Genomic DNA, 23,212 nt, shown 5'->3' with positions numbered 1-23,212 from the left:
GGGGCCGCATCATGGCAGAAACCGCGCCGAACGCCGGGCGTTTTCGTTGGAATTCGATCTTCGTCAGGCTCGGCCTGCTGGTGGCGGGCTGCGCCATCTGCATGGCCGGGCTCACCTCCTGGGCCTATTCGCGCTCCAGCGCGCGCCTGGTCGAAACCGAAATCGCCCGTACCGGCGCCGCGATCAACGGGCTGCTGACCCATGCGCTCGCGGATGCGGTGATGGCGCGGGCGGCGGGGCCGGTTCAGCGCGAATTCGATGTGCTGGTGGAAGCACAGGAGGCCGATACGCGCTTCGCCCTCGCGCTCGATGCGCAAGGTGCGGTGCTGAGCGCGCAGGGCACCGCGCCAGCGGATGAAGCGGCGCTCACGGCGCTTGCCCGCCGCGCGATGGCGGCGGGGCAGGTGGTCAGCTCCGGGGACGGGCTGATGATCGCACAGCCGGTGCTCAACGCCATCACCGGCGCGGCCTCCGGGGCCATTGCCACCAGTTGGACCGCCGAATTCGCCCTCGCCGAAGCAACCCGCCTGCAACGCATCACCATTGCCGCCGTCTCGCTGGCGATCCTGCTCGCGGCGGCGGCGATGATGGCGGTGTTTCACCGCTGGGTCACCCGCCCGATGGAGGCGCTGGCGCAATCGGTCGACCGGATGGCCGATGACGATCTGACGGTGAGGCTCGATCAGGCCAGGCGCCAGGATGAGCTTGGCGATATCGGCCGGGCGCTGCGCACCCTCTGCGACCGGCTGGTGACCAGCCGCACCGAGGCGCGCGAAAACCGCTTTCGCGGCACCGCGTTCGCCTCCTCGTCCGCCGCGCTGATGATGGTCGATGCGGATTTGCGCATCACCTCGATGAACCGGACCTTGCAGGATATCCTCACCCGGTATGCCGAGGATTTCCGCCGCGTCACGCCGGATTTCGATCCGGCCAGGGTGCTGGGGCAGGAGATGGATACCTTCCACACACCGGAGCTGCGCGCCCGGGTGCGAGCGATCCTGCTGGACCCCGCGCAGTTGCCTTACAAGGCCGATCTGGCGATCGGCGATGTCCGCTTTGCGCTGGTGATCAACCGCGTCGTCAACATGGCGGGCGAGATGGAGGGCTTCGTCGTCGAGTGGAACGACGTGACGACGCAATTCATGAACCGCGCCATCCTCTCGGCGATCGACGCCAACCAGGTCAAGGCCGAGTTCTGCCTTGATGGCAGCTTGCTGAACGCCAATGATCATTTCGCCGCCTGTTTGGATGCCCCGTTGGCCAGCCTTCCGGGCCGCACGCGCGACGATCTGTTCGTCTTCGGCGCCGATCCCGCCGGCGACAGCGACAATGTGGTCGACCGGGTGGGCAGCGGCGAGAGCGTGTTCGGCACCTTCAGGGTCCGCCGGGCGGATGGCAGCGAAGGGGTCATCGACGGCGGTTTCATCCCGGTCTTCGACGCCCGCAAGCGTCTGCTCCGGGTCGTCCTGATCGGAACCGACCGGACCGGGGCCCATCATGCGCTCGCACAGGCCGAAGCGGCGCGCCACCAGATGCAGGAGGCGCAGGCCCGGGTGGTCGACACGCTGCGCAACGGTCTCGAAAGCCTGGCCGGCGGAGACCTCACCAACCGGATCGCCGAGGCCTTCCCTCAGGAATACGAACGCTTGCGCGACGATTTCAACCTGGCGCTCGACCGGTTGCAGGACGCGATGCGCGGTGTGGTCGACAATGCCGAGCTGATCCGCGGCGAAGCCTCCGAGATTTCCTCGGCCGCCGACGATCTGTCGGCCCGCACCGAGCGGCAGGCGGCAACGCCTGAGCAGACGGCCTCGGCCCTCGATCAGCTCACCTCCTCGGTCAAATCGGCGGCGGACGGTGCGGCGCATGTGAGCGAACTCGTGGAAACGGCGCGCGAAAACGCGGTGTCGTCGGGCGCGGTGGTGCGCGAGGCGGTGGAGGCGATGGGCGAGATCGAAAGCTCGTCGCAACAGATTTCCAAGATCACCGGCGTGATCGACGATATCGCCTTTCAGACCAACCTGCTCGCGCTCAATGCCGGGGTCGAGGCGGCCCGGGCCGGCGAGGCCGGGCGCGGCTTCGCGGTGGTCGCCTCGGAGGTGCGCGCGCTGGCGCAGCGTTCGTCCGAGGCCGCGCGCGAGATCAATGCGCTCATCTCCGCCTCCGGCGGGCAGGTCAGGCGGGGAGTCGATCTCGTCGATCAGGCCGGCGCGGCGCTCAAGGGCATCGTCGACAGCGTCAAGGAGATCAGCCGCAATGTGAGCGAGATCGCCGTCAGCTCGCGCGAGCAAAGCGCCGGGCTGGCCGAGATCAACGAAGCGGTCAACCAGCTCGATCAGGTGACCCAGCAGAATGCAGCCATGTTCGAGGAGACGACGGCGGCAAGCCATGCGCTCACCCGTGAGGCCGAAACCCTGACCGCGACGATGGCGCAGTTCCAGACCGGCGCGGCACCGCGCGACCGGGGCAATGTCGTCGAGGCCGAGTTTTCATCGCGCCGCAGCGCCCCCGCGCCCGAGGCGCAGCCGGCAATCCTCACCGCAGGCGGTGTGCCAGCCCCCGAAGCGCCGGAGGATGACGGGTGGGACGAATTCTGAGGCCGCAGCCAGCCGCAGGCCCGGTGCGGGTGCTGATCGTCGACGATTCCGCCACCATGCGGCAGCTGATCCGTGCCGGCCTTGCAACCGATCCGCGCATCCGCGTGATCGGCGAGGCCGGCAGCGCCCGTGCCGCCCGCGACGCGGTCAAGGCGCTCACCCCCGATGTGATGACGCTCGACGTGGAAATGCCGGGCATGGACGGGATCGAATTTCTCGACCGGCTGATGCGGGCGCGCCCGATGCCGGTGGTGATGTTTTCCTCGCTGACCGCCGAAGGCAGCCGCGCCGCTCTGCGCGCCCTGTCGCTCGGGGCGGTGGAGTGCCTTGAAAAGCCCCGCTTCGCCGAGGCAGGCGAGACCTTTGCGCGGCTCGCCGATACGCTTGTCGCCGCCGCTGCAGCCCGGGTCGGCGGCGCCGGGCGGGGCCAGGCACCAGCCACCGCCGCGCTTCATCCCGGCTGGCGCTGGAACGGCAAGTGGGTGCTGATCGGCGCCTCCACCGGCGGCGTCGAGGCGCTTGAGGCGGTGCTGCGAAGCTACCCGGAAAACGGCCCGCCCACGCTGATCACCCAGCACATGCCAGCCGCCTTTCTGGTCAGCTTCGCGGCCCGGCTCGACAGCACGCTGCGGCCGCGCGTCCGCCTCGCCGCCGAAGGCGACCGCCCGCGTCAGGGCGAGATCTATATCGCGCCCGGCGATGCCCATCTGACGCTCAACGCGGATGGTGAAACGCTCCATCTGACCACTGGCCCGAAGCGCTCCGGCCACCGCCCGTCGGTCGACGAGATGTTCGCCGCCTTCCGCCCGCTGGCCGAGCGCATCGTCGCCGTCATCCTGACGGGAATGGGGCGCGACGGGGCTGCGGAAATGAAGCGCCTGCGCGACGCCGGGGCGACCTGCATCGGTCAGGACGAGGCCAGCGCGGTGGTCTTCGGCATGCCGCGCGTCGCGCAGGAACTGGGCGCGGTCGAAACCGTGCTGCCGCTCGATGCCATTGCCGGCGAGATCCTGCGCCGAACCGCGCGCGCGTGAGGGCCGGCGATGGAGCACCGGACATATATCGGGCAGGGCGAGCACGCGATCGACGGTGGCGACCATGCGGTGATCGCCACGCTGCTGGGCTCCTGCGTCAGCGCCTGTATCTGGGACCCGGCCCGCGCGATCGGCGGCATGAACCACGTGCTCTTCGTCGATGAAAGCGCGGATGCGGCGGAAACCTTCGGCCATGGCGTAAACGGCATGGAGCTGCTGATCAACGGATTGCTGCGCCTCGGCGCCACGCGGCGAAATCTGCGCGCGAAGGTGTTTGGCGGCGCGATCATGGTGCGCGGCCTGTCCTCTGCCGGGTCGCGCAATGGCGACTTCGTCACCCGGTTTCTTGATACCGAGGGCATCGCGATGCATAGCACCGATCTTGGCGGAACCCGGGCGCGCCGGATCGAATTCTGGCCCGGCACCGGCCGGGCGCGGCTCAAATATGTAAGCCAGGACGTGCCCGTGCAGCGGCTGGCGAAACCGGCCCATGCCTCCGCTATCGAGCTTTTCTGATCACATCCACTGAGCGGGGCTTTACGGTCCGGCCGGCATCGGCTCTGGCTAGAACCAGGTGATGCCAGGTGCCGCCGGGCGCGGCCCCGTCTTGCGTGCCGGCGCGGCGCTTCGGGCCGGGAACAGCCGCTCCGCGAGGCTCGCCAGCCGGGTGCTGCGGGCGATATCGGAACGCTGGACCGGCGTGTCGGGGGCAGCGGCGGCAGCCAGGGCGAGCACCCCCGCGAGGGCGCGCAGGGTTTGCTGCAACCGGTCGACATCCTGCAGCATGTGGATGTCCTCGCCCAGATCGGGGTGATCGGCCCGGTCGAGCAGCGTCGAGATCGCGGCCTGCACCGTAAGGCACCCCGCCGCGGCCTCGTCCAGCTCGCCGGCGAGCCGGGCAAGGAGCGTGCCGAGCGCGATGGCCTCGCCGGATCCGTCCATATTACAGGCGGCCCACGACGGCTTCGATCGCGCCGCGCAGATCGGCGGGCTGGAACGGCTTGGCCAGGAAGTTGTTCATCCCCAACCGCTTTCCCGTATCCACGATCTGCCGGTCGGCGCGGCCGGTGATCAGCAGAAACCCGACACCGCGTGTCGCGGCGCCGCTGCGCAGCGCGTGCAAAAGCTGTAGCCCGTTCATGCCCGGCATGTTCATGTCCGAAATCACCAGATGGACGGGCCAGCGCGCGATCTTGGCCAGTGCCGAGGGGCCATCGGGCGCGGTTTCGACCTGGCGCACGCCGAACCCGTCAAGCGCCTGGGTGATAAGGCCGCGGCTGGTCGACATGTCATCGACCACGATGATCCGGATCTGGTCGCGCAGGGGCATCAGGCAAGCCTCCCTTCAGGTCTGGCGGGCGCCGGGATGGCGCCCGCGCGCTGGTAGCTGGTCAGGCCGCGACTGGTGAAATGAGCCTGCGCCGCGGGCGATACCCGCTCCGAATGGCCGAGAAACAGCCAGCCTTCCGGCGCCAGGTGGTGTGCAAAGCGTGGCCAGAGGCGGGCCTGGGTCTCGGCGTCGAAATAGATCACCACGTTGCGGCAGAAGATGGCGTCGAACGCCCCGCGCATCGGCCAGTCGTCAAGCAGGTTGAGGGTGCGGAAGCTGACAAGGGCGGCGAGATCGGGCGAGACCTGCCAGCCGCCGGGAGCGGGAGAGAAATGGCGCGCGCGCATGTCGTCGGAGAGCCCCGTCATCATATGCGCAGGGTAGCGCCCCCGCCGGGCATGGGCGATGACGCCCGGGTCGATATCGGTGCCGAGAATGCGCACGTCCTGCGTGGCGGAAAGGCCGGCATCTTTGAGGCTCGCGGCGATCGAATAGGGTTCCTGCCCGTTGGAGCAACCGGCGGACCAGATCCGCACGCGCCCGCCGGCGCGCACCTTGTCGGCCAGGTGCGGCAGAAGGCGCTCGCGCAGGATATCGAAATGGTGCGCCTCGCGGAAGAAGTGCGACACGTTGGTGGTGAGCGCCGAGATCATCGCGCCGCGTTCGGCCAGTCCTCCGGCGCCCTCGACCATATCGCAATAGGCGGCGAAGCCGGGCAGGGCGAGGGCACGCAGCCGGCGGGCGAGGCGGGTGCGCACCATCGCTGCCTTGGCAGGCGCGATGTAGAGCCCGGCCTCGCGGTGGGCGATGGCGGCGATGCGGCGGAACGAGGCGGCATCGAGTTCGGGGCCATGCAGCCCGGAGGCGGGCGGCGCCTTGCCGGGCGGCGTCGACGGCAGCAGGCTCACGCCGCCGCCTCGCCGGCGGGCGGCAGCAAGGCGGTGAGATCGAGCACGCGGATCATCCGCTCCTCCACGATGGTGAGGGCCGAGACGAAGCTGCGGGCATTGTCGGCCGGAAGATCTGGCGGGGTTTGCAGCGCCTGTCCGGCGACCGACAGGATATCGGAGACCGCATCGACCACAAGGCCCATGGTACGGCCGCCGATGGCGACGACGATGATCACGTTGCGCCCGGTCTCCGCCTCGTGGCCGAGGTCGAGCCGGGCCGCGAGATCCATGATCGGCAGGACGGTGCCGCGCAGATTGATCACGCCGCGCATATAGGGTGGCGCATGCGGCAGCGGCGTGGCCCGCGCGCCACCGCGGATCTCGCGCACCGACATGATATCGACGCAGTAATCCTGCCCGCCGACGACAAAGGACAGAAGCTCGATTTCCGCGCCGGTGCGGTCCGGAGCGGCGGTGGGGATGGCATCGGTCATAGGGCGGTTCCTGTCATCGCGGGCACAAGGGCGGCGGCAGGCCGGGTGCGGCCCGTCGCGGTGGAGATCAGATCGAGGGGGTCGAGGATCAGCGCGATCTGGCCGTCGCCGAGGATGGTGGCGGCGGCGATGCCCGGCACGCGGCCATAGCTGTCCTGCAAGCCCTTGATCACCACCTGGCGCTGGTCTTCGATCGTGTCGACGGCAAGGGCGGCGGTGCTGCCGTCTTCCCGCCCGATCACCAGCACCGCGCTACCGGCATAATCGTCAAGCGGCGTGCGGTAGCCCAGCTCGGCGCCGAGATCGAGGAGCGGCACGAACCGTTCGCGCAGGGCGATGAGCTGGGTGGCGGGGCCGAAGGCGCGCAGCTCGGCCTGCGTGACCGCGAGGGTTTCGTGAATGGCGCTGAGCGGGACGACGAGCGTTTCGCCGGCGACGGTGATCACCATGCCATCGAGCACCGCCAGGGTGAGCGGCAGGGAGATCGTGAACGTGGTGCCCTGGCCCCGCTCCGACGCGATCGAAATCCGTCCACCAAGCGCCTGGATGGCGGTGCGCACCACATCCATGCCAACGCCACGCCCGGACAGGGCCGAGATCGCGTCGGCGGTGGAAAAGCCAGGCAGAAACAGCAGGTTGTCGATCTCGCCATCGCTGAGCCGCGCCTCGGCCTCGATCAGCCCGCGCTCGACAGCCTTGCGAAACACCTTGTCGCGGTCGATGCCGGCGCCATCGTCGCGCAGCTCGATCACCACCCGCCCGGAGCGATGGAATGCGCTCAGAAAGATATCCCCCTCGCGCGGTTTGCCGGCGGCGCTGCGGGCTTCGGCCTGTTCCAGTCCGTGATCGACGGCGTTGCGGATCATATGGGTGAGCGGATCGGCGAGGCGTTCGATAACGGTCTTGTCGATCTCGGTGGCCTCGCCCTCGGTATGCAGGCGAACCTCTTTGCCGATGGCGGCGGAGGCTTCACGCACGATCCGGCTCATCCGCTGAAACAGCGATTTGACCGGTTGGGCGCGGATCATCATCACGCTGTCCTGAATGTCGCGGGTGAGCTGGAGAAACTCTTCCAGCCCGCTGCGTACCGGCGAGTTCGGCGGCAGGCCCGCCGCCTCGACACTCTGGCTCAGCATCGCCTGGTTGATGACGATTTCGCCCACGAGGTTGACCAGCCTGTCGATCCGGTCGAGATCGACGCGCACCGTGGCGCGTGGCGTGGTTGGCGTGGCGGACATGGCGGGGCCAGCCCCGGTCGTTTGTTCCGGCGCAGCGGGCGGCGTGAGCGCCGTGAGATCGGGCGGGGGAGTGGCCGCGGGCATGCTCTCATCTTCGTGGATCTCCAGATCGCACAGCCCGTCGACGAACTCGAAAACCTCGCGGATATCGGCCTCGCCCGCCGCGGCCGCAAGCTCGATATCCCAGGCCAGACAGGCTTGTTCGGGATCGAGCGCGTCGAGCGGCGGCAGATCGTCTTCGATACAGCGGGTCCGGACCGGCCCGAGCTCACGCAGGGCGCGCAACAGGTGCAGCGGCTCGTTGCCGCTGGCATAGAGCATCGCTGCGGGCCGGAATCGGATGCGGTAAAGGTGCTCCGCCGCGGTGGCATCATCGCCCAAATCGAGATCGAGCGCGATCATCGCGGGCTGGAAGTCCATCGCATCGTCGGCGCGGCCATCCACGGCGGCGGCACCGATCAGCATGTCGAGGGCGGCCAGAACCGGGCCGCTGCCGGCCGGGTCGTGCGCGGTGCCATCGCGGGCCTCGCGCACCAGGTCGGAAAGCACATCGGCCCCCTGAAAGAAGGTTTTCAGCGCCGCATCGCCGAGTGCGAGCGTGCCGGCGCGCAGCGCGTCGAGCGCGGTTTCGAAGCTGTGGGCGAAGCTCACCAGATCGTCGAGCCCGAAGGCCCCGGCGCCACCCTTGATCGAATGGACGGCGCGGAAAACGGTATTGACCGTCTCGCCATCGTGTGTGCCATCGAGCATCGTCTGCAGCCCGTCCTGCAGCGCTTCGAGCAGTTCCTCGCATTCAATGAAGAAGGAGGCGCGGATTTCGGCCATCGGGTCCGACATGTGCCTACCCCGTGACCATGCGCAGCGCGCGCACGAGCTGGCTCGGCTGGAACGGTTTGACGATCCAGCCGGTGGCGCCGGCGGCGCGGGCGCGTGCCTTCATCCCGTCGGCGCTCTCGGTGGTGAGCACGAGGATCGGCACAGCGCGCAGCGCGTCGCGGGCGCGCACCGCCTCGATAAGCCCGAATCCGTCGAGCCGGGGCATGTTGATATCGGTGATGATGGCATCGGGCGGCGCGATCTCGTCGAGCTTGCCGAGCGCATCGAGCCCGTCTTCGGCAAGATGGGTGCCAAAGCCCGCGCCGGTCAGCGCCAGGCGGACCATGTCGCGCATCGTGCGGCTGTCATCCACCGCGAGCACCTGCAGGGTCATGGCAACACCTCCCATTGCGTGACGGTCGCGGCGGTGAAGCCGAGGAGCGCGAGTTGATCCGCCAGATCGTCTGAGGCGTTGACGAGGGTGAGGCGATGGCCGTCCGCGGCCCAGCTTCGGGCAGCGGCGCGGATCGCTTGCAAGGGCAGCGCGCCGAGCAGCGTCACCCCGGCGGCATCGAGATCGAGATCAGCGCCACGGGCTGCGAGCAGCGCTTGCGCCAGCGGCGCGGCACTGCGCAGATCGAGCCGGGGATCCAGCCGGAGCACCTGCGCCGTCATGCGCCGCACCCGGCCAGTTTGTGAATGGAATGAGCCACCTCAGCCCCCTGTTGCCGTCCGTTGCATCCGGCATACGGCAGGGGGTGTTAAGATTGCCTTACGCGATCCGGTTTTTTATCGCGCGAGCCGGGCGGCCAGGTGATGGGCGCAGCCGGTCAGCGCGGCGTAGTCGTCTTCGATCACGTAGACGGGGAAATTCTTCATGAAGCCTGAAAAGCGGCCCTTGTCGCGCATCGCCTCGCCATAGCCGAGGGGCCCGAGCCAGGGGGTGACGGCGCGCGCCATGCCGCCGATAAGGAAAATCCCGCCAAAGGGCAGGTGGATCAGAGAGAGGTTGCCGGTGACGGTGCCGAACATCTTGACGAAGAGGCGCAGCGTCTCTTCGGCCACCGGATCGCTGCCCGACTCGGCAGCGGCGAAGATCCCGGCGCTGGTCACCTCGCGCGGGTTGCCCGCCCGGCGCGCCAGCCAGGCATAGGTGTGAACGAGGCCGCGGCCCGACAGCACCTCTTCGACGGAGGGAAAGCCGTGGACGTTTTCCAGCTCGCGGCACAGTTCCAGCTCCGCCTCGGTGCGGATCGGCAGATTGGCGTGGCCCGCCTCGGCCGGGGGCACGTAGCGCCCGCCCGGCGTTTCGTAGACCGGGGCGCAGTTGAAGCCGGTGCCTAGGCCGATCACCAGCTTGGCCGCCTGCGGCCCGGCATCGGGGCCGTCGAGGATGGTGGTCAGCGCCTCGGGGGCGAGATGGCCGAGCGCATGGCCCTGGGCCTGCAGATCGTTCAGCACAGCCACCGTTTCGGCATGGGCGGCGCGGGCGACGGTTTCGCCGTCGATCGTCCAGTCGAGGTTGGTCAGCGTCGCCACCCCGTCGCGCACCGGGCCGGCGGCGGCCACGCAAGCCCCGGCGCAATCGGGATTGCCTTCTTCGGCGAGAAAGGTGCTGAGCACCGTCTCAAGCCCCGGATAATCGGCGTTGCGGTATTTGCGGATCGTATCGGGCAGCAGCTCGGTGCCGCGCGCCAGGGCCACGCGGGTGTTCGTGCCGCCGATATCGGCGAGCAGCGAATAGGTGTCGGCGGGGCCAGTGACCATGATCAGCTCCGGGCAAGCGCGGCTTTGAGGGCCTGATACGAGGCCTTGGGGGTGCGTTCAAGGCTGTCGAAGTCGACATGGACGAGGCCGAAGCGTTTGCCGTAGCCGAGCGCCCATTCGTAATTGTCGAGCAGTGACCAGACGAAATAGCCTTTGACGGGCACGCCGGCATCGAGCGCGCGGCGCAGCGCGGCGACATGCGCGTCGATATAGGCGATCCGGTCATCGTCCCGCACCGCGCCATCGGTCAGAATATCGGGGGCGGCCATACCGTTCTCGGTCACGTAGATCGGCAGATCTCCGGTGAAGTCGCGCGCCACCATGGTGAGGAAATGCTCTAGCCCCTCGGGGTAGATTTCCCAGCCCATATCGGTCTTTGGCAGCGGTCCTTCATGTTCGGCCAGCGCCGGCCAGGGGCCGGGCGCGGGGCCGATCAGCTTGCGGGTATAGTAGTTGATCCCGCACCAGTCGACGGGCTGCGAGATCAGCGCCATATCGTCTTCCCAGCCTTTGGGCAGATAGGCGCCGAGACCGTCGATCACCTCCTGCGGATAGCGGCCCCGGAACATGCCGGAGAGGAAAAACTGGTTGTAGATCGCGTCGTAAGTCTTTGTAACATTGCGCGCTTCCGGGCTGTCATCCAGCGCTTGCGCATATTCGAAATTGCACACAGCGCCGAGGTTTTTCATCCCCAGCCCGCGCATCGCGCCGATGGCGGTGCCATGGGCCAGCATCACATGATGCATGGCGCGGGCGGCGGCGCGGATGTCGCGCAGGCCCGGCGCGTGCTGGCCGAGGAAATGGCTGAGCCAGCTCACGCACCAGGGCTCGTTGATCGGCGCGGCCGACCAGACCCGGTCGCCGATCCGGCCCATGATGACCTCGGCGAAATCGCCGAACCAGCCGGCAATGTCGCGGTTGCGCCAGCCGCCGAGATCGGAGAGCGGTGAGGGCAGTTCCCAATGGTAGAGCGTGGCGGCGGGTTTCAGCCCGCGTTCCAGCATCCCGTCGACCAGCCGGTCGTAATAATCGAGGCCCTCGGGGTTGGGTGCGCCGCGCCCCTCCGGCAGCACCCGGGCCCAGCTTGTCGAGAAGCGGTAGACGTCGAGATTGGCGCCGGCCACCAGGTCGAGGTCTTCGCCCCAGCGGTGGTAGGAATCGCAGCCCACCGCGCCGGTCTCGGCATTGACCACGTTGCCGGGCGTGGCGGCGAAGCTGTCCCAATGGGTTTCGCCCGCGCCGCCGAAGCGATGGCCCTCGATCTGGTAGGCGGAGGTGGCGGTGCCGAACAGGAACCCGTCCGGCAGATCGGTGCGTTTGAATGTGAAGGTCATTTCGGAGGGCTTTCCAACAGGGGGCCGGTGGACTGGCCGAGGAGCAGCTCGGCCTCGAACAATTCCTGGCAGGGCTCGGCGCCGGGATTTTCGATCCGGTCGAGCAGCATCGAGGCGGCGCGCCGCCCGGCATCGCGCACCGACGAGCGGGTGGCGGTGAAGACCGGCACATCGGCCCGGTTCTGCAGATAGCTCAGATCGTCGTCATGGGTGATGACCGACACGTCGCGCCCCATCCGCAGGCCCAGCTCCTCGATGGCGCGGCGCACGCCGATGGCGGTGATGATCGACGAGACGAGAAAGGCGGTGGGCGGCGCATCGGCGGCGAGCAGGGCGCGGGCGGTATCGTGGCCATAGCCCTCGGTCATCTCGTCGGACGACATCAGGGCAGGGTCGGGGGCAAGGCCGCGCGCGGCATGGGCCTCTTCGAACCCGGCGCGGCGGCGCTGCGCGAAATCCATGCTCTCAAGCCCGTTCACCAGCGCGATCCGGCGGTGGCCGAGATCGAGCAGCAGATCGGTGGCGCGGCGGAAGGCATGGGTGTTGTTCATATCGACCCAGCAATAGGGCTCGTCGGCATCGGTGGCGCGGCCATGGACGACGAAGGGCAGGCCGATCTCGTTGAGCAGATGGATACGCCGGTCGCCGGTGCGCGGGGCATGAATGATCAGCCCGTCGACCGCGCCCTTCGTCTTCAATTCGCGATAGGCGTGCTCCTGTTCCTCGTCTGCAACGAGCGATAACAGCATGTCGTAGCCGCGCGCCGAATAGACCTCGCCCGCGCCGGCGATGAAATCGGCGAAGATCGGGTTGACCATCTCGTGCTTCGAGGTGAGCGGGATGACATGGCCGATCGCCAGCGCCCGTCCGGTCGCCAGCGAGCGGGCACGAATATTGGGCCGGTAGCCATGGGCGGCGGCGGCGGCCTGAACGCGCTTGCGCGTCGCCTCGGAAACCTCCGGGTAGCCGTTCAGCGCCCGGCTCACCGTGGTCTGCGACAAATGCAACAGCTCTGAGAGCTCTTTGAGTTTCATTGCAACCGGAATATTTCAAACCGCTTTGAAGGTGGCGTGAGACTAGTGCGGATTCTCTCCGACTGTCAAAAGAAACCCTAGGAATTCATCAACTATACTAAAAAACTGCGTATATTTTCTGCAATCACCGGATGATCATTGACAGGGGGCCTGTCCATGCGCGACTTTGGCCGCGTCCAAAGCGCTTTGGGGTGAGTCGACGGCTTTCCCCAGACGTGCTGGATTGTTTCAGGCGCCAATCCTGGCGCGCATCTGGGAGGATACGGATATCATGAAACAGACTCTGTTTACCGGCGCCGCGGTGCTTGCGCTTTCGACCGGCATGGCGATGGCCGAGCAGCTCACCGTCTTCGGCCCCTGGCTCGGGCCGGACCAGGAAAACGTGGAAGCGGTGCTCGCGGTCTTCGCCGAACAGTCGGGCCATGACGTGCGCTATGTCGGCTCCGACAGCTTCGAACAGCAGATCGTGGTCGACCTTGAAGCCGGCTCCGCGGCCAATGTCGCGGCCTTCCCGCAGCCGGGCCTCGCATCCGACATGGCAGCGCGCGGCTTCCTGACCCCGCTGGGGCAGGACGTGGCCGACTGGGTCAGCGAAAACTATGCCGCCGGGCCGTCCTGGGTGGCGCTTGGCACCTATACAGGCCCAGATGGCAGTGAAGCCTTCTACGGCTTCCCCTACAAGAACGACGTGAAGTCGCTGGTCTGGTACATCCCGGAGAACTTCGAGGATGCCGGCTACGAGATCCCGCAGTCGATGGAAGAGCTCAAGGCGCTCAGCGAGCAGATCGTGGCCGATGGCGGCACCCCGTGGTGCATCGGCCTCGGCTCCGGCGCGGCCACCGGCTGGCCGGCCACCGACTGGGTGGAAGACCTGATGCTGCGCACCCAGCCGCCGGAAGTCTATGACCAGTGGGTGTCGAACGAGATGCCGTTCAACGATGAGCGCGTGGTTGCCGCGATCGAGGAATTCGGCTGGTTCGCCCGCAATGACGCCTTCGTCTCCGGTGGCGCCGGCGCGGTCGCCACGACCGATTTCCGCGACAGCCCGAAGGGCCTCTTCTCGTCGCCGCCGCAATGCTACATGCATCGCATGGCCTCGTTCATCCCCGCCTTCTTCCCGGAAGGCACGGCCGTGGGTGAGGACGTGGATTTCTTCTACTTCCCGGCCTATGCCGACAAGGATCTCGGCACCCCGGTGCTCGGCGCCGGCACGACCTGGGCGATCACCAATGACAGCCCGGCCGCGCATGAGCTCATCGCCTTCCTGGAAACCCCGCTGGCGCATGAGACCTGGATGGCCCGCAAAGGCTTCCTCACCCCGCATACGGGCGTGAACCCCGATGCCTTCGGCGATCCGACGCTGCGCAAGATGAACGAGATTCTGCTCTCCGCCACCACCTTCCGGTTTGACGGCTCCGACCTGATGCCGGGCGCGGTGGGCGCGGGTTCGTTCTGGACCGGCATGGTCGACTATACCGGCGGCAAGGATGCGCAGGCGGTGGCCGACGAAATCCAGGCCAGCTGGGACGCGATCAAGTAAGGTGCTCCCGCACGGATGACAGCGAAAGGTCCGGGCCGCGCGCCCGGGCTTTTCACCCCACAAGACAAGAATTGCCAGCCGGGCCAAAGCATGGCTAGGCTGATAGCGACAACGAATTCAGGGGGGAGGACATCATGCATCCGGCATTTCAGGGGCTGATCACCATCGTTCTCGGCGTCGGTGGCTGTCTGGGATATTTCTGGTTGTCGAACCAGTTTCTCGACAAGGTGCTGTTCCCCGCGCGTGGCAAGGATATCGGCAAGAACATCAACCGGGCCAACATGATACGGCCCTGGCTTTTCCTGCTGCCCGCTTTGCTCGCGCTTGGCCTTTACCTGGCCTATCCGGTGTTCGAAACGCTGCGCCTCAGCCTCACCGACCGGGTGCCGATCCCCGGTGGCGGCGGCGCCTATACCTATGAATGGGTGGGCGGCGCGAATTACGCCCAGATGATGAACGAGCCGAAATTCTGGGAGGCGGTGCGCAACAACTTTTTCTGGCTGCTCGTGGTGCCGGCCATGTCGACCGTGTTCGGCCTGTTGGTGGCCCAGCTCACCGACCGGCTGAGCTGGGGCAGCATCGCCAAGTCGATCATCTTCATGCCGATGGCGATCAGCTTCGTCGGCGCCTCGGTGATCTGGAAGCTGGTCTACGATTTCCGGCCCATCGAGCAGGAGCAGATCGGCATTCTGAACGCCCTTGTCGTATCGCTCGGCGGCGATCCGCAGACCTGGCTGACGGTGCCGTTCTGGAACAACTTCTTCCTGATGATCGTGCTGATCTGGATTCAGACCGGCTTTGCCATGGTGATCCTCTCGGCCGCCCTGCGCGGCATTCCCGAAGAGACCATCGAAGCCGCCATCGTCGACGGCGCCAACCCGTTCCAGATCTTCTTCAGGATCAAGGTGCCGCAGATTGCCGGCACCATCCTCGTGGTCTGGACGACGATCACGCTCACCGTGCTCAAGGTCTTCGATATCGTCTTCGCCATGACCAACGGGCAATGGGAGACGCAGGTGCTCGCCAATTACATGTATGACAAGCTGTTCCGCGCCGGCGATTGGGGCGTGGGTTCGGCCAGCGCCATGGTGATCATGCTGCTGGTGCTGCCGATCCTTGTCTGGAACGTGCGCAACGCGCGCAAAGAAATGCGCTGAGGGGGCGGGATCATGGACAATATCGCCGGTACGAAATCCTCGCTGACCTGGGCCGTCAACATCTCGGTGATCGCGCTCGCGCTGCTGTGGATCATGCCAACGCTCGGGCTTTTCATCTCGTCCTTCCGCACCGCCGACCAGATCGCCACATCCGGCTGGTGGAAGGCGCTGTTTCCCTCGGAGCAGAACCTTGTGCTGCGCGCCGACGACCCTGAGGGCAACCGTGTCGAGCGCGCTGGGGTCTACGTCGTCGAGGGCCAGCTGTTCGAGGCCGGCCACAGCGCCGAGATCAGCGCCTGGGGCATCTCCTCGCGCGAGATCTCGGCCTATGTGCCGGGCGAAACCGCCGATCTGGGCGACGGCGAAACCCTGACCGTGCAGGCCGACGGCGCCTATGTCTGGACCGGCAATGCCGACCAGCTCAGCGGCCGCGGTCAGCGCATCTTCGTCACCGCGACGACGCCGCCGGAATTCACCACCGCCAACTATAACAGGGTGCTGTTTTCCGGCTCGACCACCGACGGGATGGCCAACGCCTTCTTCAACACGCTGACGGTCACCATTCCCGCCACGATCATTCCCATCGCCATCGCCGCCTTCGCGGCCTATGCGCTGGCCTGGATGGATTTTCCCGGCCGGGGGCTGCTGATCGCGGCCATCGTCGGCCTGCTCGTGGTGCCACTGCAGCTCGCGCTCATTCCACTGCTGAAATTCCATCTCGGCATCGGGATCGGCAAGGGCTATCTCGGCACCTGGATGGCGCATACCGGGTTCGGGTTACCACTCGCCGTCTATCTGCTGCGCAACTACATGGTCGGCCTGCCGCGCGACATCATCGAGAACGCAAAGGTGGACGGCGCGACCGACTTTCAGATCTTCACCCGGATCATCCTGCCGCTCAGCTTCCCGGCACTGGCCAGCTTTGCGATCTTCCAGTTCCTGTGGACCTGGAACGACCTGCTCGTCGCCAAGGTCTTCCTGATCGACGCGACCGGCGAGACCACGGTGATGACCAACCAGATCGTCGAGCTTCTGGGCACGCGCGGCGGCAACTGGGAAATCCTCGCCACCGCGGCCTTCGTCTCGATTGCGGTGCCGCTCATCGTGTTCTTCTCGATGCAGCGCTACCTGGTGCGTGGCCTGCTGGCCGGATCGGTGAAGTGAGGCAGGAATGACAATTCAAGAGGATGCGCCAAAGATGACACATCTGGCGAAAGACCCCGATTGGTGGCGGGGCGCGGTGATCTACCAGATTTATCCACGCTCCTATCAGGATTCGAACGGCGACGGGGTGGGCGATCTGCTCGGCATCGTCCAGCGGCTGCCCTATATCGCCTCGCTCGGGGTGGACGCGATCTGGATCAGCCCGTTCTTCACCTCGCCGATGAAGGATTTCGGCTATGACGTGTCGGATTACTGCGATGTCGACCCGATGTTCGGCTCGCTCGCCGATTTCGACGCCGTGGTGGAAACCGCCCATGCGCTCGGCCTGAAGGTGATGATCGACCTCGTGCTCAGCCACACCTCCGACCAGCATCCGTGGTTCAGGGAGAGCCGGGCCTCGCGCGAGAATGCCCGCGCCAACTGGTATGTCTGGGCCGATCCAAAGCCCGATGGCACGCCTCCCAACAACTGGCTCAGCATCTTCGGCGGCCCCGCCTGGCAATGGGATGGCGGGCGGATGCAGTATTACATGCACAACTTCCTGACCTCGCAGCCGGATCTCAACTTTCACGAACCGGCGGTGCAGGCGGCGCTGCTCGACGTGGCGCGGTTCTGGCTGGAGCGGGGGGTGGACGGCTTCCGGCTCGACACGATCAACTTCTACTTCTGCGATGCGGAACTGCGCGACAACCCGGCGCTGGCGCCGGAGGCGCGCAATGCCACGATTGCGCCCGAGGTGAACCCCTATAACTGGCAGGATCACCTCTATGACAAGAACCGCCCGGAAAACGTTGATTTCCTGCGTAAACTGCGCGCCGTGATGAAGCCCTACAACGCCGCTGCCGTGGGCGAGGTGGGCGATGCGCAGCGTGGGCTGGAAATTCTCGGCCAATACACCGCCGGCGACGACCTCATGCAGATGTGCTACGCCTTCGAGCTTCTGTCGGGCCAGCGCCCGACAGCATCGCGCATATCCGAGGTGATGGCGCGGTTCGAGGAGGTGGCGCCCGATGGCTGGGCCACCTGGGCCTTCTCCAACCACGACGTGGTGCGCCACACCACCCGCTGGGATCTGACGCCGCCGGCGCAGCGCGGCTTTGCCACGCTGATGATGTTCCTGCACGGCTCGGCCTGCATCTATCAGGGTGAGGAGCTGGGGCTGCCAGAGGCGCATGTTGCCTATGAAGACCTGCAAGACCCCTACGGCATCGAGTTCTGGCCCGAGTTCAAGGGCCGCGACGGTTGCCGCACGCCGATGGTCTGGGACCGTGACAACCTTTCGGGTGGCTTCTCGACCTCGCCGCGCACCTGGCTGCCGGTGGCGAGCGAGCATCTGGGCCTTGCCGTTGCGTCGTCCGAGGACGATCCGGCGGCGCTGATCCACCATTACCGCAAGGTGATCGCCTTCCGCCACGCCCATCCCTGCCTGATGAAAGGCACGATCGAAGAGATCGCGGTGAAGGGGCATGTGCTGTCCTTCATCCGCCGCCACGAGGGCGAGGAGCTGTTCTTCGCGCTCAATATGGGCGAGGAGCCGGAGACGATCGCTCCGCCGCAAGGCGCGGGCTGGCAGCCGGCCGGAATGGAACTCAACAGCGCCCAGCCGGGCGCGGACGGTAAGCTGCACCTGGCGCATTGGCAGCCATGCATCATGCTGCGCAGGCGCGCGCGGGGATAAGGGGAGGGAGAGATGGCAGACCTGAAACTGAGGAATGTCGGCAAGACCTATGGCGGCAAGGTCGAGGTGCTCAAGGGTATCGACATGGATATCAGCAAGGGCGAGCTCATCGTCTTTGTCGGCCCGTCCGGCTGCGGCAAGTCCACGCTTCTGCGGATGATTGCCGGGCTGGAAAAGATCACGGCGGGAACGCTGGAGATCGACGGCATGGTGATGAACGATGTGCCCCCCTCCCAGCGCGGCATCGCCATGGTGTTCCAGTCCTACGCGCTTTATCCGCATATGACGGTCTACGACAACATGGCCTTCGCGCTGAAGATCGCCAAGAAGTCGAAATCCGAGATCGACAAGGCGGTGCGCCGCGCGGCGGACATCCTGCAACTCACCGACTATCTCGACCGGCTGCCGAAGGCGCTGTCGGGCGGCCAGCGCCAGCGCGTCGCCATCGGCCGCGCCATCGTGCGCGACCCGAAGGTCTATCTGTTCGACGAGCCGCTCTCGAACCTCGACGCGGCCTTGCGCGTCGCCACCCGCATCCAGATCGCCGAGCTGAAGGAAGCGATGCCGGAAAGCACGATGATCTACGTCACCCATGACCAGGTGGAGGCGATGACGCTGGCCGACAAGATCGTGGTGCTGGCCGATAAGGGCATCGCCCAGATGGGCAGCCCGCTCGATCTTTACGAGCGGCCCGACAACGAGTTCGTGGCGCAGTTCATCGGCTCGCCGGCGATGAACCTGATCCCCGGCGAGATCGTGAAAACCGGCAAGATGACCGAGATCGACCTCGCCCATGAGGGCCATGCCGTTGCCGATGTCGAGACGCAGGCCGCCGAGAAGGGCTGGGCGGTAAACGCCGGCGTGCGGCCCGAGGATCTGCGCATTGCCGGGGCAGGGGATACGGTGCTGGTCGATGGCACGGTCGATTACATCGAGGCGCTTGGCGAAGTGACCATCCTTTACTTCAAGGCCGAGCATGGCCGCGATCCGCTGATCGCCAAGCTGCCCGGCATCCATGACGATCTGCGCGGACAGACCGTGCAGCTCACCGCGGACCCGTCGAAAGTGCAGATCTTCCACGAGGGCAAGAGCCTGCGCACCCGCTGAGGGGCCTTTTCTGCCGTGCCCTGTCTGACCGTCCCCCGGACCGGGGGGCGGTTTTTTGCTTGTTTGCGAGGTGTCCGGCAACTTTTCGCCCAGGCTGATGCCTGTTCGGGCGAGCTATTCCTGTTCTGCATGTCGGGTCTTCCTCTGCGGAATTGACCAAAAGGTCAAAAACCCATAGACCACGCCGCAGCGGCACAGCGCATCACGATTATGAGCCTTGTGTCCGACTATCCCAAACTGATCGACACAGGCGTTTCGGCGCAGGAGAAAGACATGACCGATAAACCCCGCGGACCCGCGGCCATTCGCAACCACCCGGCACTGGACGGCACGCCACTGCCGAAGGACGTTGTCCAGCGCCATATCTGGATGCTCGACGTATTGCGCCAGCTTCACCTCTACGCCACCCAGGAAGGGCTGCCCGCCGTGGCTGAAAATATCGTCGCGGCCAGCGACGCGCTGCTCAACGAGTTGCGCGGCCATTTCCACGGGTCCGACCCGGAGGGCGGCGCGGCGGGCGCCTGACCCTTCGGCGCTTGCATCAGCGACGCCAAAACGGTAGCTCCGGGGTCTTTCCAAAAGCCGGGGGCCATCCATGCCTGACATTCTGTCTCAGACGCTTGCCGTCGATTTCGGCACGTCGAACTCGGCTGCGGCGCTGCTCGATGGCGGCGCTGTGCGCCCCGTGCCGCTCGAAGACGGCGCGCCGACCCTGCCCACGGCGGTGTTTTTCCCTGCCGATGGCGGACCGATGCAGATCGGGGCGGCGGCGGGCGCGGCGCTGACCGGCGGGATCGAGGGGCGCTACATGCGGGCGCTGAAAAGCGTGCTGGGCACGCCGCTGTTTCATGAAGAACGGCTGATCGGCGGGCGGCGGCGCACGCTGGCCGAAATCGTCACCGCTTTTCTGGCCGAGGTGAAGCACCGGGCCGAGGCGCGCACCGGCCGCTCCCTGCGCCATGCCGTAGCCGGGCGGCCCGTGCATTTCCACTCTGCCGATGCCGCGCGCGACGCAAAGGCGGCGGACGACCTTGCCGCCTGCTATCGTGCCGCCGGCTTCGAGGGGCTGCGCTTCGTGCTGGAACCTGAAGCGGCGGCGCTGGCCAGCGCCGGGCCGGGTGTGCCCGGCGCGCTCGGGATGATCGTGGATATCGGTGGCGGCACCTCGGATTTCACCCTGTTTCGGCACGGCGGGCCGGGCGCGGCGCTGGAGATCATTGCAAGCCACGGCATCCGCCTCGGCGGCACGGATTTCGACCGGGCGCTGTCGCTCGCCCATGCCATGCCGCTGCTGGGGCAGGGCGGCAGCCTGCGGCGCGATTTCGGGCCCGGCGCGCTGCCGGTGCCCAACGCGATCTATGCCGATCTGGCCACATGGGCGCGCATCCCGTTTCTCTATACCGGCGAGACCCGCCGCGCCGTGGCCGAGATGCAGAAGCGTGCGCTCGACCCGGAGGCGATGGCGCGGCTCGCCGCCTGTATCGAGCACGAACTGGGCCACGAGCTGGCCTTCGCCGTCGAGGCGGGCAAGATCGCGGCCAATGGCGGCGCCGGCGATGCGGCGATCCGGATGGAGATGATCGCGCCGGGCCTTGCCGCGCCGCTGAGCCCGGCGGCGCTGGATGCCACGCTGGCGGAGCAAACGGGCGGGCTGGTTGAGGCGATGGCCGCGGCGCTGGCGCAGGCCGGGGTCGGCGGCAATGACGTGGGCACGGTGGTGCTGGTCGGCGGCTCCAGCCTGATGGCGCTGGTCGGGCGGGCGGCGCTGCAGGTCTGCCCCGGCGCGCGGGTGGCCCGGGCCGAGGCGTTCACCGCCGTGGTGGACGGGCTGGCGCTGGCGATCGGGCAAGAGATCGGCACGCCGGTTCACGCCGCTTGAACCGGGCGGCGCGGAGCGATACATCCCTGCGAGACCAGGAACAAGGCAGAGCGATCATGCGCGCGGAAACGGAAAAGGTGGTCGAGGCGATCAGGGCCTCGCTTGAACTGCTCGAAAAGCGGATCGGCATGGAAAGCGCCGATCACCGGATCGAGGAGCTCAACGCCATGACCGAAGACCCCGATCTGTGGAACGATCCGGAACGGGCGCAAAAGCTCATGCGCGACCGGCAATCGCTGGTCGACGCCGTCGATGGCTACCGCGACATGGCGCAGGAGTTGAGCGACAATGTCGAGCTTATCGAGATGGGCGAGATGGAGGACGATGCCGAGGTGGTGGCCGAGGCCGAGGCGGCGCTGAAGGCGCTGCGCGAGAAATCCGCCGCCGCCGAGCTGGAAGCGCTGCTCGATGGCGAGGCCGATGCCAACGACACCTTCCTCGAAGTGCATTCCGGGGCAGGGGGCACCGAAAGCTGCGACTGGGCCTCGATGCTGGCGCGGATGTATGTCCGCTGGGCCGAGGCGCATGGCTACAAGGTGGAGCTGGAAAGCACCACGCCGGGCGACGAGGCGGGCATCAAGTCGGCCACCTACCGGATTTCGGGCTACAACGCCTATGGCTGGCTGAAATCCGAAAGCGGCGTGCACCGGCTGGTGCGGATCTCGCCCTACGATTCAGCAGCGCGGCGGCATACCTCGTTCTCGTCGGTCTGGGTCTATCCGGTGGTGGACGACAATATCGAGATCGACGTCAAGCCCAACGATATCCGGATTGACACCTACCGTTCTTCCGGTGCCGGCGGCCAGCACGTCAACACCACTGACTCGGCGGTGCGGATCACCCATATCCCGACCGGGATCGTGGTGACCTCGTCGGAGAAATCGCAGCACCAGAACCGCGATATCGCCATGAAGGCGCTGAAATCGCGGCTCTACCAGATGGAACTCGACAAGCGCAACGAGGCGATCAACGCCGCCCACGAGGCCAAGGGCGAGGCGGGCTGGGGCAACCAGATCCGCTCCTATGTGCTGCAGCCCTACCAGATGGTGAAGGATCTGCGCACGGGGTTCGAGACCTCCGACACCGCCGGCGTGCTCGACGGCGATCTCGACGGGCTGATGGGCGCAACGCTGGCCGCCGGCATGTCGGGCAAAGGCCGCGATGCGGCGAGCGGCGAGAGCTGATTTTCCGGAGACGCGAAGTCTTTCCAAGACTTCGCCCCGGTTTCCTAGAAAGAAACCGGGGCGCGCCCGCATCGCTTGACCGATGCGGCGTTCTGACGCACCTTTCTCCTGCGCCACGGGCCGGCGACAAAAGACGACGGGAGAACGATGACAGACGCAACCACGCCGGAGGCCTCCGCGCCGCCGCAGATCGGGCGGGTGACCTTCGCCGATCTTCGTGCCGCCCTGCGGGCGGGCATCAACGACTTTGTCCGCGCACCGCTGCACGGGATATTCTTCGCCAGTTTTTTCGTGATCGGCGGTATCCTGATCTATTTCCAGCTCGACCAGCTCGAACGCAGCTATTCGATCATCCCGCTGGCCTTCGGCTTTCCCCTGCTCGCGCCGTTTCTGGCGATGGGGCTTTACGATGTCAGCCGCCGGCTGGAGCGCGGTGACGATCTGCCGTTTGGCCAGATCGTCGGCGTGGTCTACCGCCAGAAAGACAGGCAATGCCCGTCGATGGCGGCGGTGATCATCGTGATCTTCCTGTTCTGGGTGTTCATCGCCCATATGATCTTTGCGCTGTTCCTCGGCTTCATGCCGATGACGAACATTTCCACCGATTGGGGGGCGACGCTGTTTACCCAGAACGGGATTTCGATGCTGCTCTTCGGCACGGCGGTGGGGGCAGGGCTGGCTTTCGTGCTGTTCGCGATCACCGTGATGGGGCTGCCGATGCTGCTTGACCGGGAGTTCGATTTCATCTCGGCGATGATCTATTCGTTCCAGACGGTGATGGCCAATCTCGTGCCGATGCTGGCCTGGGGCCTGCTCATCGCGGTGCTCACCTTCGCGGCGATGCTGCCGTTCTTCCTCGGCCTGTTCGTGGTGATGCCGGTGCTGGGCCATGCCACCTGGCACCTTTACCGGCGCACGATGAGCTATGCCGACGCGCCCGCGCCGTAGCCGGGGCGCTGGGAAATGGAC

The 23,212-nt window shown here is 66.6% G+C and carries 22 protein-coding genes; 12 read left to right on the top strand and 10 right to left on the bottom strand.

Annotation, left to right across the window (positions count from 1 at the left end; genetic code table 11):
- The first annotated feature begins 11 nt into the window (after positions 1-11).
- The 3 genes from QMG28_RS07935 to QMG28_RS07925 are packed head-to-tail and all read left to right on the top strand — an operon-like array spanning position 12 to position 4,147.
- A complete protein-coding gene (locus QMG28_RS07935; protein WP_281841680.1) occupies positions 12-2,597 on the top strand; it encodes a methyl-accepting chemotaxis protein in 2,586 nt (861 codons plus the stop codon).
- Positions 2,582-3,631, top strand: a complete 1,050-nt coding sequence (locus QMG28_RS07930; protein ID WP_281841679.1) for a protein-glutamate methylesterase/protein-glutamine glutaminase — start codon at positions 2,582-2,584, stop codon at positions 3,629-3,631. Before QMG28_RS07935 ends, QMG28_RS07930 begins: the two co-directional genes overlap by 16 nt.
- 9 nt (positions 3,632-3,640) lie before the next feature.
- Positions 3,641-4,147: a chemotaxis protein CheD gene (locus QMG28_RS07925; protein WP_281841678.1), complete on the top strand. Its 507-nt coding sequence runs from the start codon at positions 3,641-3,643 to the stop codon at positions 4,145-4,147.
- Between the two features lie 48 nt (positions 4,148-4,195).
- Here the strand turns inward: QMG28_RS07925 and QMG28_RS07920 are convergent, their stop codons facing one another.
- The 10 genes from QMG28_RS07920 to QMG28_RS07875 form a co-directional block, all read right to left on the bottom strand.
- On the bottom strand, positions 4,196-4,573 hold the full coding sequence (locus tag QMG28_RS07920; RefSeq protein ID WP_281841677.1) for a DUF8776 family protein: 378 nt from the start codon (positions 4,571-4,573) through the stop codon (positions 4,196-4,198).
- Between the two features lies 1 nt (position 4,574).
- A complete protein-coding gene (locus tag QMG28_RS07915) occupies positions 4,575-4,961 on the bottom strand; it encodes a response regulator (protein WP_281841676.1) in 387 nt (128 codons plus the stop codon).
- On the bottom strand, positions 4,961-5,869 hold the full coding sequence (locus QMG28_RS07910; RefSeq protein WP_281841675.1) for a CheR family methyltransferase: 909 nt from the start codon (positions 5,867-5,869) through the stop codon (positions 4,961-4,963). The genes QMG28_RS07915 and QMG28_RS07910 overlap by 1 nt, the downstream gene beginning before the upstream one ends.
- Positions 5,866-6,345 (bottom strand): chemotaxis protein CheW, encoded by a 480-nt coding sequence (locus QMG28_RS07905; RefSeq protein ID WP_281841674.1) that lies wholly within the window; start codon positions 6,343-6,345, stop codon positions 5,866-5,868. Before QMG28_RS07905 ends, QMG28_RS07910 begins: the two co-directional genes overlap by 4 nt.
- Positions 6,342-8,420 (bottom strand): chemotaxis protein CheA, encoded by a 2,079-nt coding sequence (locus tag QMG28_RS07900; protein WP_281841673.1) that lies wholly within the window; start codon positions 8,418-8,420, stop codon positions 6,342-6,344. Before QMG28_RS07900 ends, QMG28_RS07905 begins: the two co-directional genes overlap by 4 nt.
- A gap of 4 nt (positions 8,421-8,424) precedes the next feature.
- Positions 8,425-8,793 (bottom strand): response regulator, encoded by a 369-nt coding sequence (locus QMG28_RS07895; RefSeq protein ID WP_281841672.1) that lies wholly within the window; start codon positions 8,791-8,793, stop codon positions 8,425-8,427.
- Positions 8,790-9,074: an STAS domain-containing protein gene (locus QMG28_RS07890; protein ID WP_281841754.1), complete on the bottom strand. Its 285-nt coding sequence runs from the start codon at positions 9,072-9,074 to the stop codon at positions 8,790-8,792. Before QMG28_RS07890 ends, QMG28_RS07895 begins: the two co-directional genes overlap by 4 nt.
- A gap of 114 nt (positions 9,075-9,188) precedes the next feature.
- Entirely contained in the window at positions 9,189-10,166 is a 978-nt protein-coding gene (locus tag QMG28_RS07885) for a glucokinase (RefSeq protein WP_281841671.1), read from the bottom strand.
- A 2-nt stretch (positions 10,167-10,168) separates the two neighbouring features.
- Complete coding sequence (locus QMG28_RS07880; RefSeq protein ID WP_281841670.1) at positions 10,169-11,500, bottom strand: GH1 family beta-glucosidase; 1,332 nt, start codon at positions 11,498-11,500, stop codon at positions 10,169-10,171.
- Positions 11,497-12,534 carry a substrate-binding domain-containing protein gene (locus QMG28_RS07875; RefSeq protein ID WP_281841669.1) on the bottom strand — a complete coding sequence of 346 codons (1,038 nt, stop codon included), beginning with the start codon at positions 12,532-12,534 and terminating at the stop codon, positions 11,497-11,499. The genes QMG28_RS07880 and QMG28_RS07875 overlap by 4 nt, the downstream gene beginning before the upstream one ends.
- A 271-nt stretch (positions 12,535-12,805) precedes the next feature.
- Between QMG28_RS07875 and QMG28_RS07870 the strand changes: the two genes are divergently transcribed.
- The 9 genes from QMG28_RS07870 (at position 12,806) to QMG28_RS07830 (ending at position 23,191) form a co-directional block, all read left to right on the top strand.
- Positions 12,806-14,074, top strand: a complete 1,269-nt coding sequence (locus QMG28_RS07870; RefSeq protein ID WP_281841668.1) for an ABC transporter substrate-binding protein — start codon at positions 12,806-12,808, stop codon at positions 14,072-14,074.
- A 134-nt stretch (positions 14,075-14,208) separates the two neighbouring features.
- On the top strand, positions 14,209-15,231 hold the full coding sequence (locus QMG28_RS07865; RefSeq protein WP_281841667.1) for a carbohydrate ABC transporter permease: 1,023 nt from the start codon (positions 14,209-14,211) through the stop codon (positions 15,229-15,231).
- Positions 15,232-15,243: 12 nt separating this feature from the next.
- Positions 15,244-16,395 carry a carbohydrate ABC transporter permease gene (locus QMG28_RS07860; RefSeq protein WP_281841666.1) on the top strand — a complete coding sequence of 384 codons (1,152 nt, stop codon included), beginning with the start codon at positions 15,244-15,246 and terminating at the stop codon, positions 16,393-16,395.
- Positions 16,396-16,402: 7 nt separating this feature from the next.
- A complete protein-coding gene (locus QMG28_RS07855; RefSeq protein WP_281841665.1) occupies positions 16,403-18,073 on the top strand; it encodes an alpha-amylase family glycosyl hydrolase in 1,671 nt (556 codons plus the stop codon).
- 12 nt (positions 18,074-18,085) lie between these two features.
- Positions 18,086-19,180 carry an ABC transporter ATP-binding protein gene (locus tag QMG28_RS07850; RefSeq protein ID WP_281841664.1) on the top strand — a complete coding sequence of 365 codons (1,095 nt, stop codon included), beginning with the start codon at positions 18,086-18,088 and terminating at the stop codon, positions 19,178-19,180.
- Positions 19,181-19,453: 273 nt separating this feature from the next.
- Positions 19,454-19,705 carry a hypothetical protein gene (locus QMG28_RS07845; protein ID WP_281841663.1) on the top strand — a complete coding sequence of 84 codons (252 nt, stop codon included), beginning with the start codon at positions 19,454-19,456 and terminating at the stop codon, positions 19,703-19,705.
- 79 nt (positions 19,706-19,784) lie between these two features.
- Positions 19,785-21,059, top strand: coding sequence for an Hsp70 family protein (locus QMG28_RS07840; protein ID WP_281841753.1), 1,275 nt, complete (start codon positions 19,785-19,787; stop codon positions 21,057-21,059).
- Positions 21,060-21,115: 56 nt separating this feature from the next.
- Positions 21,116-22,243, top strand: coding sequence for a peptide chain release factor 2 (gene prfB, locus QMG28_RS07835; RefSeq protein WP_281841662.1), 1,128 nt, complete (start codon positions 21,116-21,118; stop codon positions 22,241-22,243).
- Positions 22,244-22,390: 147 nt separating this feature from the next.
- Positions 22,391-23,191, top strand: a complete 801-nt coding sequence (locus tag QMG28_RS07830) for a DUF2189 domain-containing protein (protein ID WP_281841661.1) — start codon at positions 22,391-22,393, stop codon at positions 23,189-23,191.
- The last annotated feature ends 21 nt before the right edge of the window (positions 23,192-23,212 follow it).

This window comes from Sinisalibacter aestuarii (genome assembly GCF_027923545.1).
GTDB lineage: Bacteria > Pseudomonadota > Alphaproteobacteria > Rhodobacterales > Rhodobacteraceae > Sinisalibacter > Sinisalibacter aestuarii.
Note: the sequence above shows the minus strand (reverse complement) of the source record. Positions and strands in the feature narration are given on the sequence as shown.

Bases quoted from the DNA above. Each gene is read 5' to 3' on its own strand.
- QMG28_RS07895 (WP_281841672.1), bottom strand. From the start codon at position 8,793: ATGACCCTGCAGGTGCTCGCGGTGGATGACAGCCGCACGATGCGCGAC.
- QMG28_RS07855 (WP_281841665.1), top strand. From the start codon at position 16,403: ATGACAATTCAAGAGGATGCGCCAAAGATGACACATCTGGCGAAAGAC.
- QMG28_RS07870 (WP_281841668.1), top strand. From the start codon at position 12,806: ATGAAACAGACTCTGTTTACCGGCGCCGCGGTGCTTGCGCTTTCGACC.
- QMG28_RS07875 (WP_281841669.1), bottom strand. From the start codon at position 12,534: ATGAAACTCAAAGAGCTCTCAGAGCTGTTGCATTTGTCGCAGACCACG.
- prfB (WP_281841662.1), top strand. From the start codon at position 21,116: ATGCGCGCGGAAACGGAAAAGGTGGTCGAGGCGATCAGGGCCTCGCTT.
- QMG28_RS07885 (WP_281841671.1), bottom strand. From the start codon at position 10,166: ATGGTCACTGGCCCCGCCGACACCTATTCGCTGCTCGCCGATATCGGC.
- QMG28_RS07850 (WP_281841664.1), top strand. From the start codon at position 18,086: ATGGCAGACCTGAAACTGAGGAATGTCGGCAAGACCTATGGCGGCAAG.
- QMG28_RS07845 (WP_281841663.1), top strand. From the start codon at position 19,454: ATGACCGATAAACCCCGCGGACCCGCGGCCATTCGCAACCACCCGGCA.
- QMG28_RS07890 (WP_281841754.1), bottom strand. From the start codon at position 9,074: ATGACGGCGCAGGTGCTCCGGCTGGATCCCCGGCTCGATCTGCGCAGT.
- QMG28_RS07915 (WP_281841676.1), bottom strand. From the start codon at position 4,961: ATGCCCCTGCGCGACCAGATCCGGATCATCGTGGTCGATGACATGTCG.
- QMG28_RS07860 (WP_281841666.1), top strand. From the start codon at position 15,244: ATGGACAATATCGCCGGTACGAAATCCTCGCTGACCTGGGCCGTCAAC.
- QMG28_RS07905 (WP_281841674.1), bottom strand. From the start codon at position 6,345: ATGACCGATGCCATCCCCACCGCCGCTCCGGACCGCACCGGCGCGGAA.
- QMG28_RS07920 (WP_281841677.1), bottom strand. From the start codon at position 4,573: ATGGACGGATCCGGCGAGGCCATCGCGCTCGGCACGCTCCTTGCCCGG.
- QMG28_RS07900 (WP_281841673.1), bottom strand. From the start codon at position 8,420: ATGTCGGACCCGATGGCCGAAATCCGCGCCTCCTTCTTCATTGAATGC.
- QMG28_RS07935 (WP_281841680.1), top strand. From the start codon at position 12: ATGGCAGAAACCGCGCCGAACGCCGGGCGTTTTCGTTGGAATTCGATC.
- QMG28_RS07925 (WP_281841678.1), top strand. From the start codon at position 3,641: ATGGAGCACCGGACATATATCGGGCAGGGCGAGCACGCGATCGACGGT.
- QMG28_RS07830 (WP_281841661.1), top strand. From the start codon at position 22,391: ATGACAGACGCAACCACGCCGGAGGCCTCCGCGCCGCCGCAGATCGGG.
- QMG28_RS07865 (WP_281841667.1), top strand. From the start codon at position 14,209: ATGCATCCGGCATTTCAGGGGCTGATCACCATCGTTCTCGGCGTCGGT.
- QMG28_RS07880 (WP_281841670.1), bottom strand. From the start codon at position 11,500: ATGACCTTCACATTCAAACGCACCGATCTGCCGGACGGGTTCCTGTTC.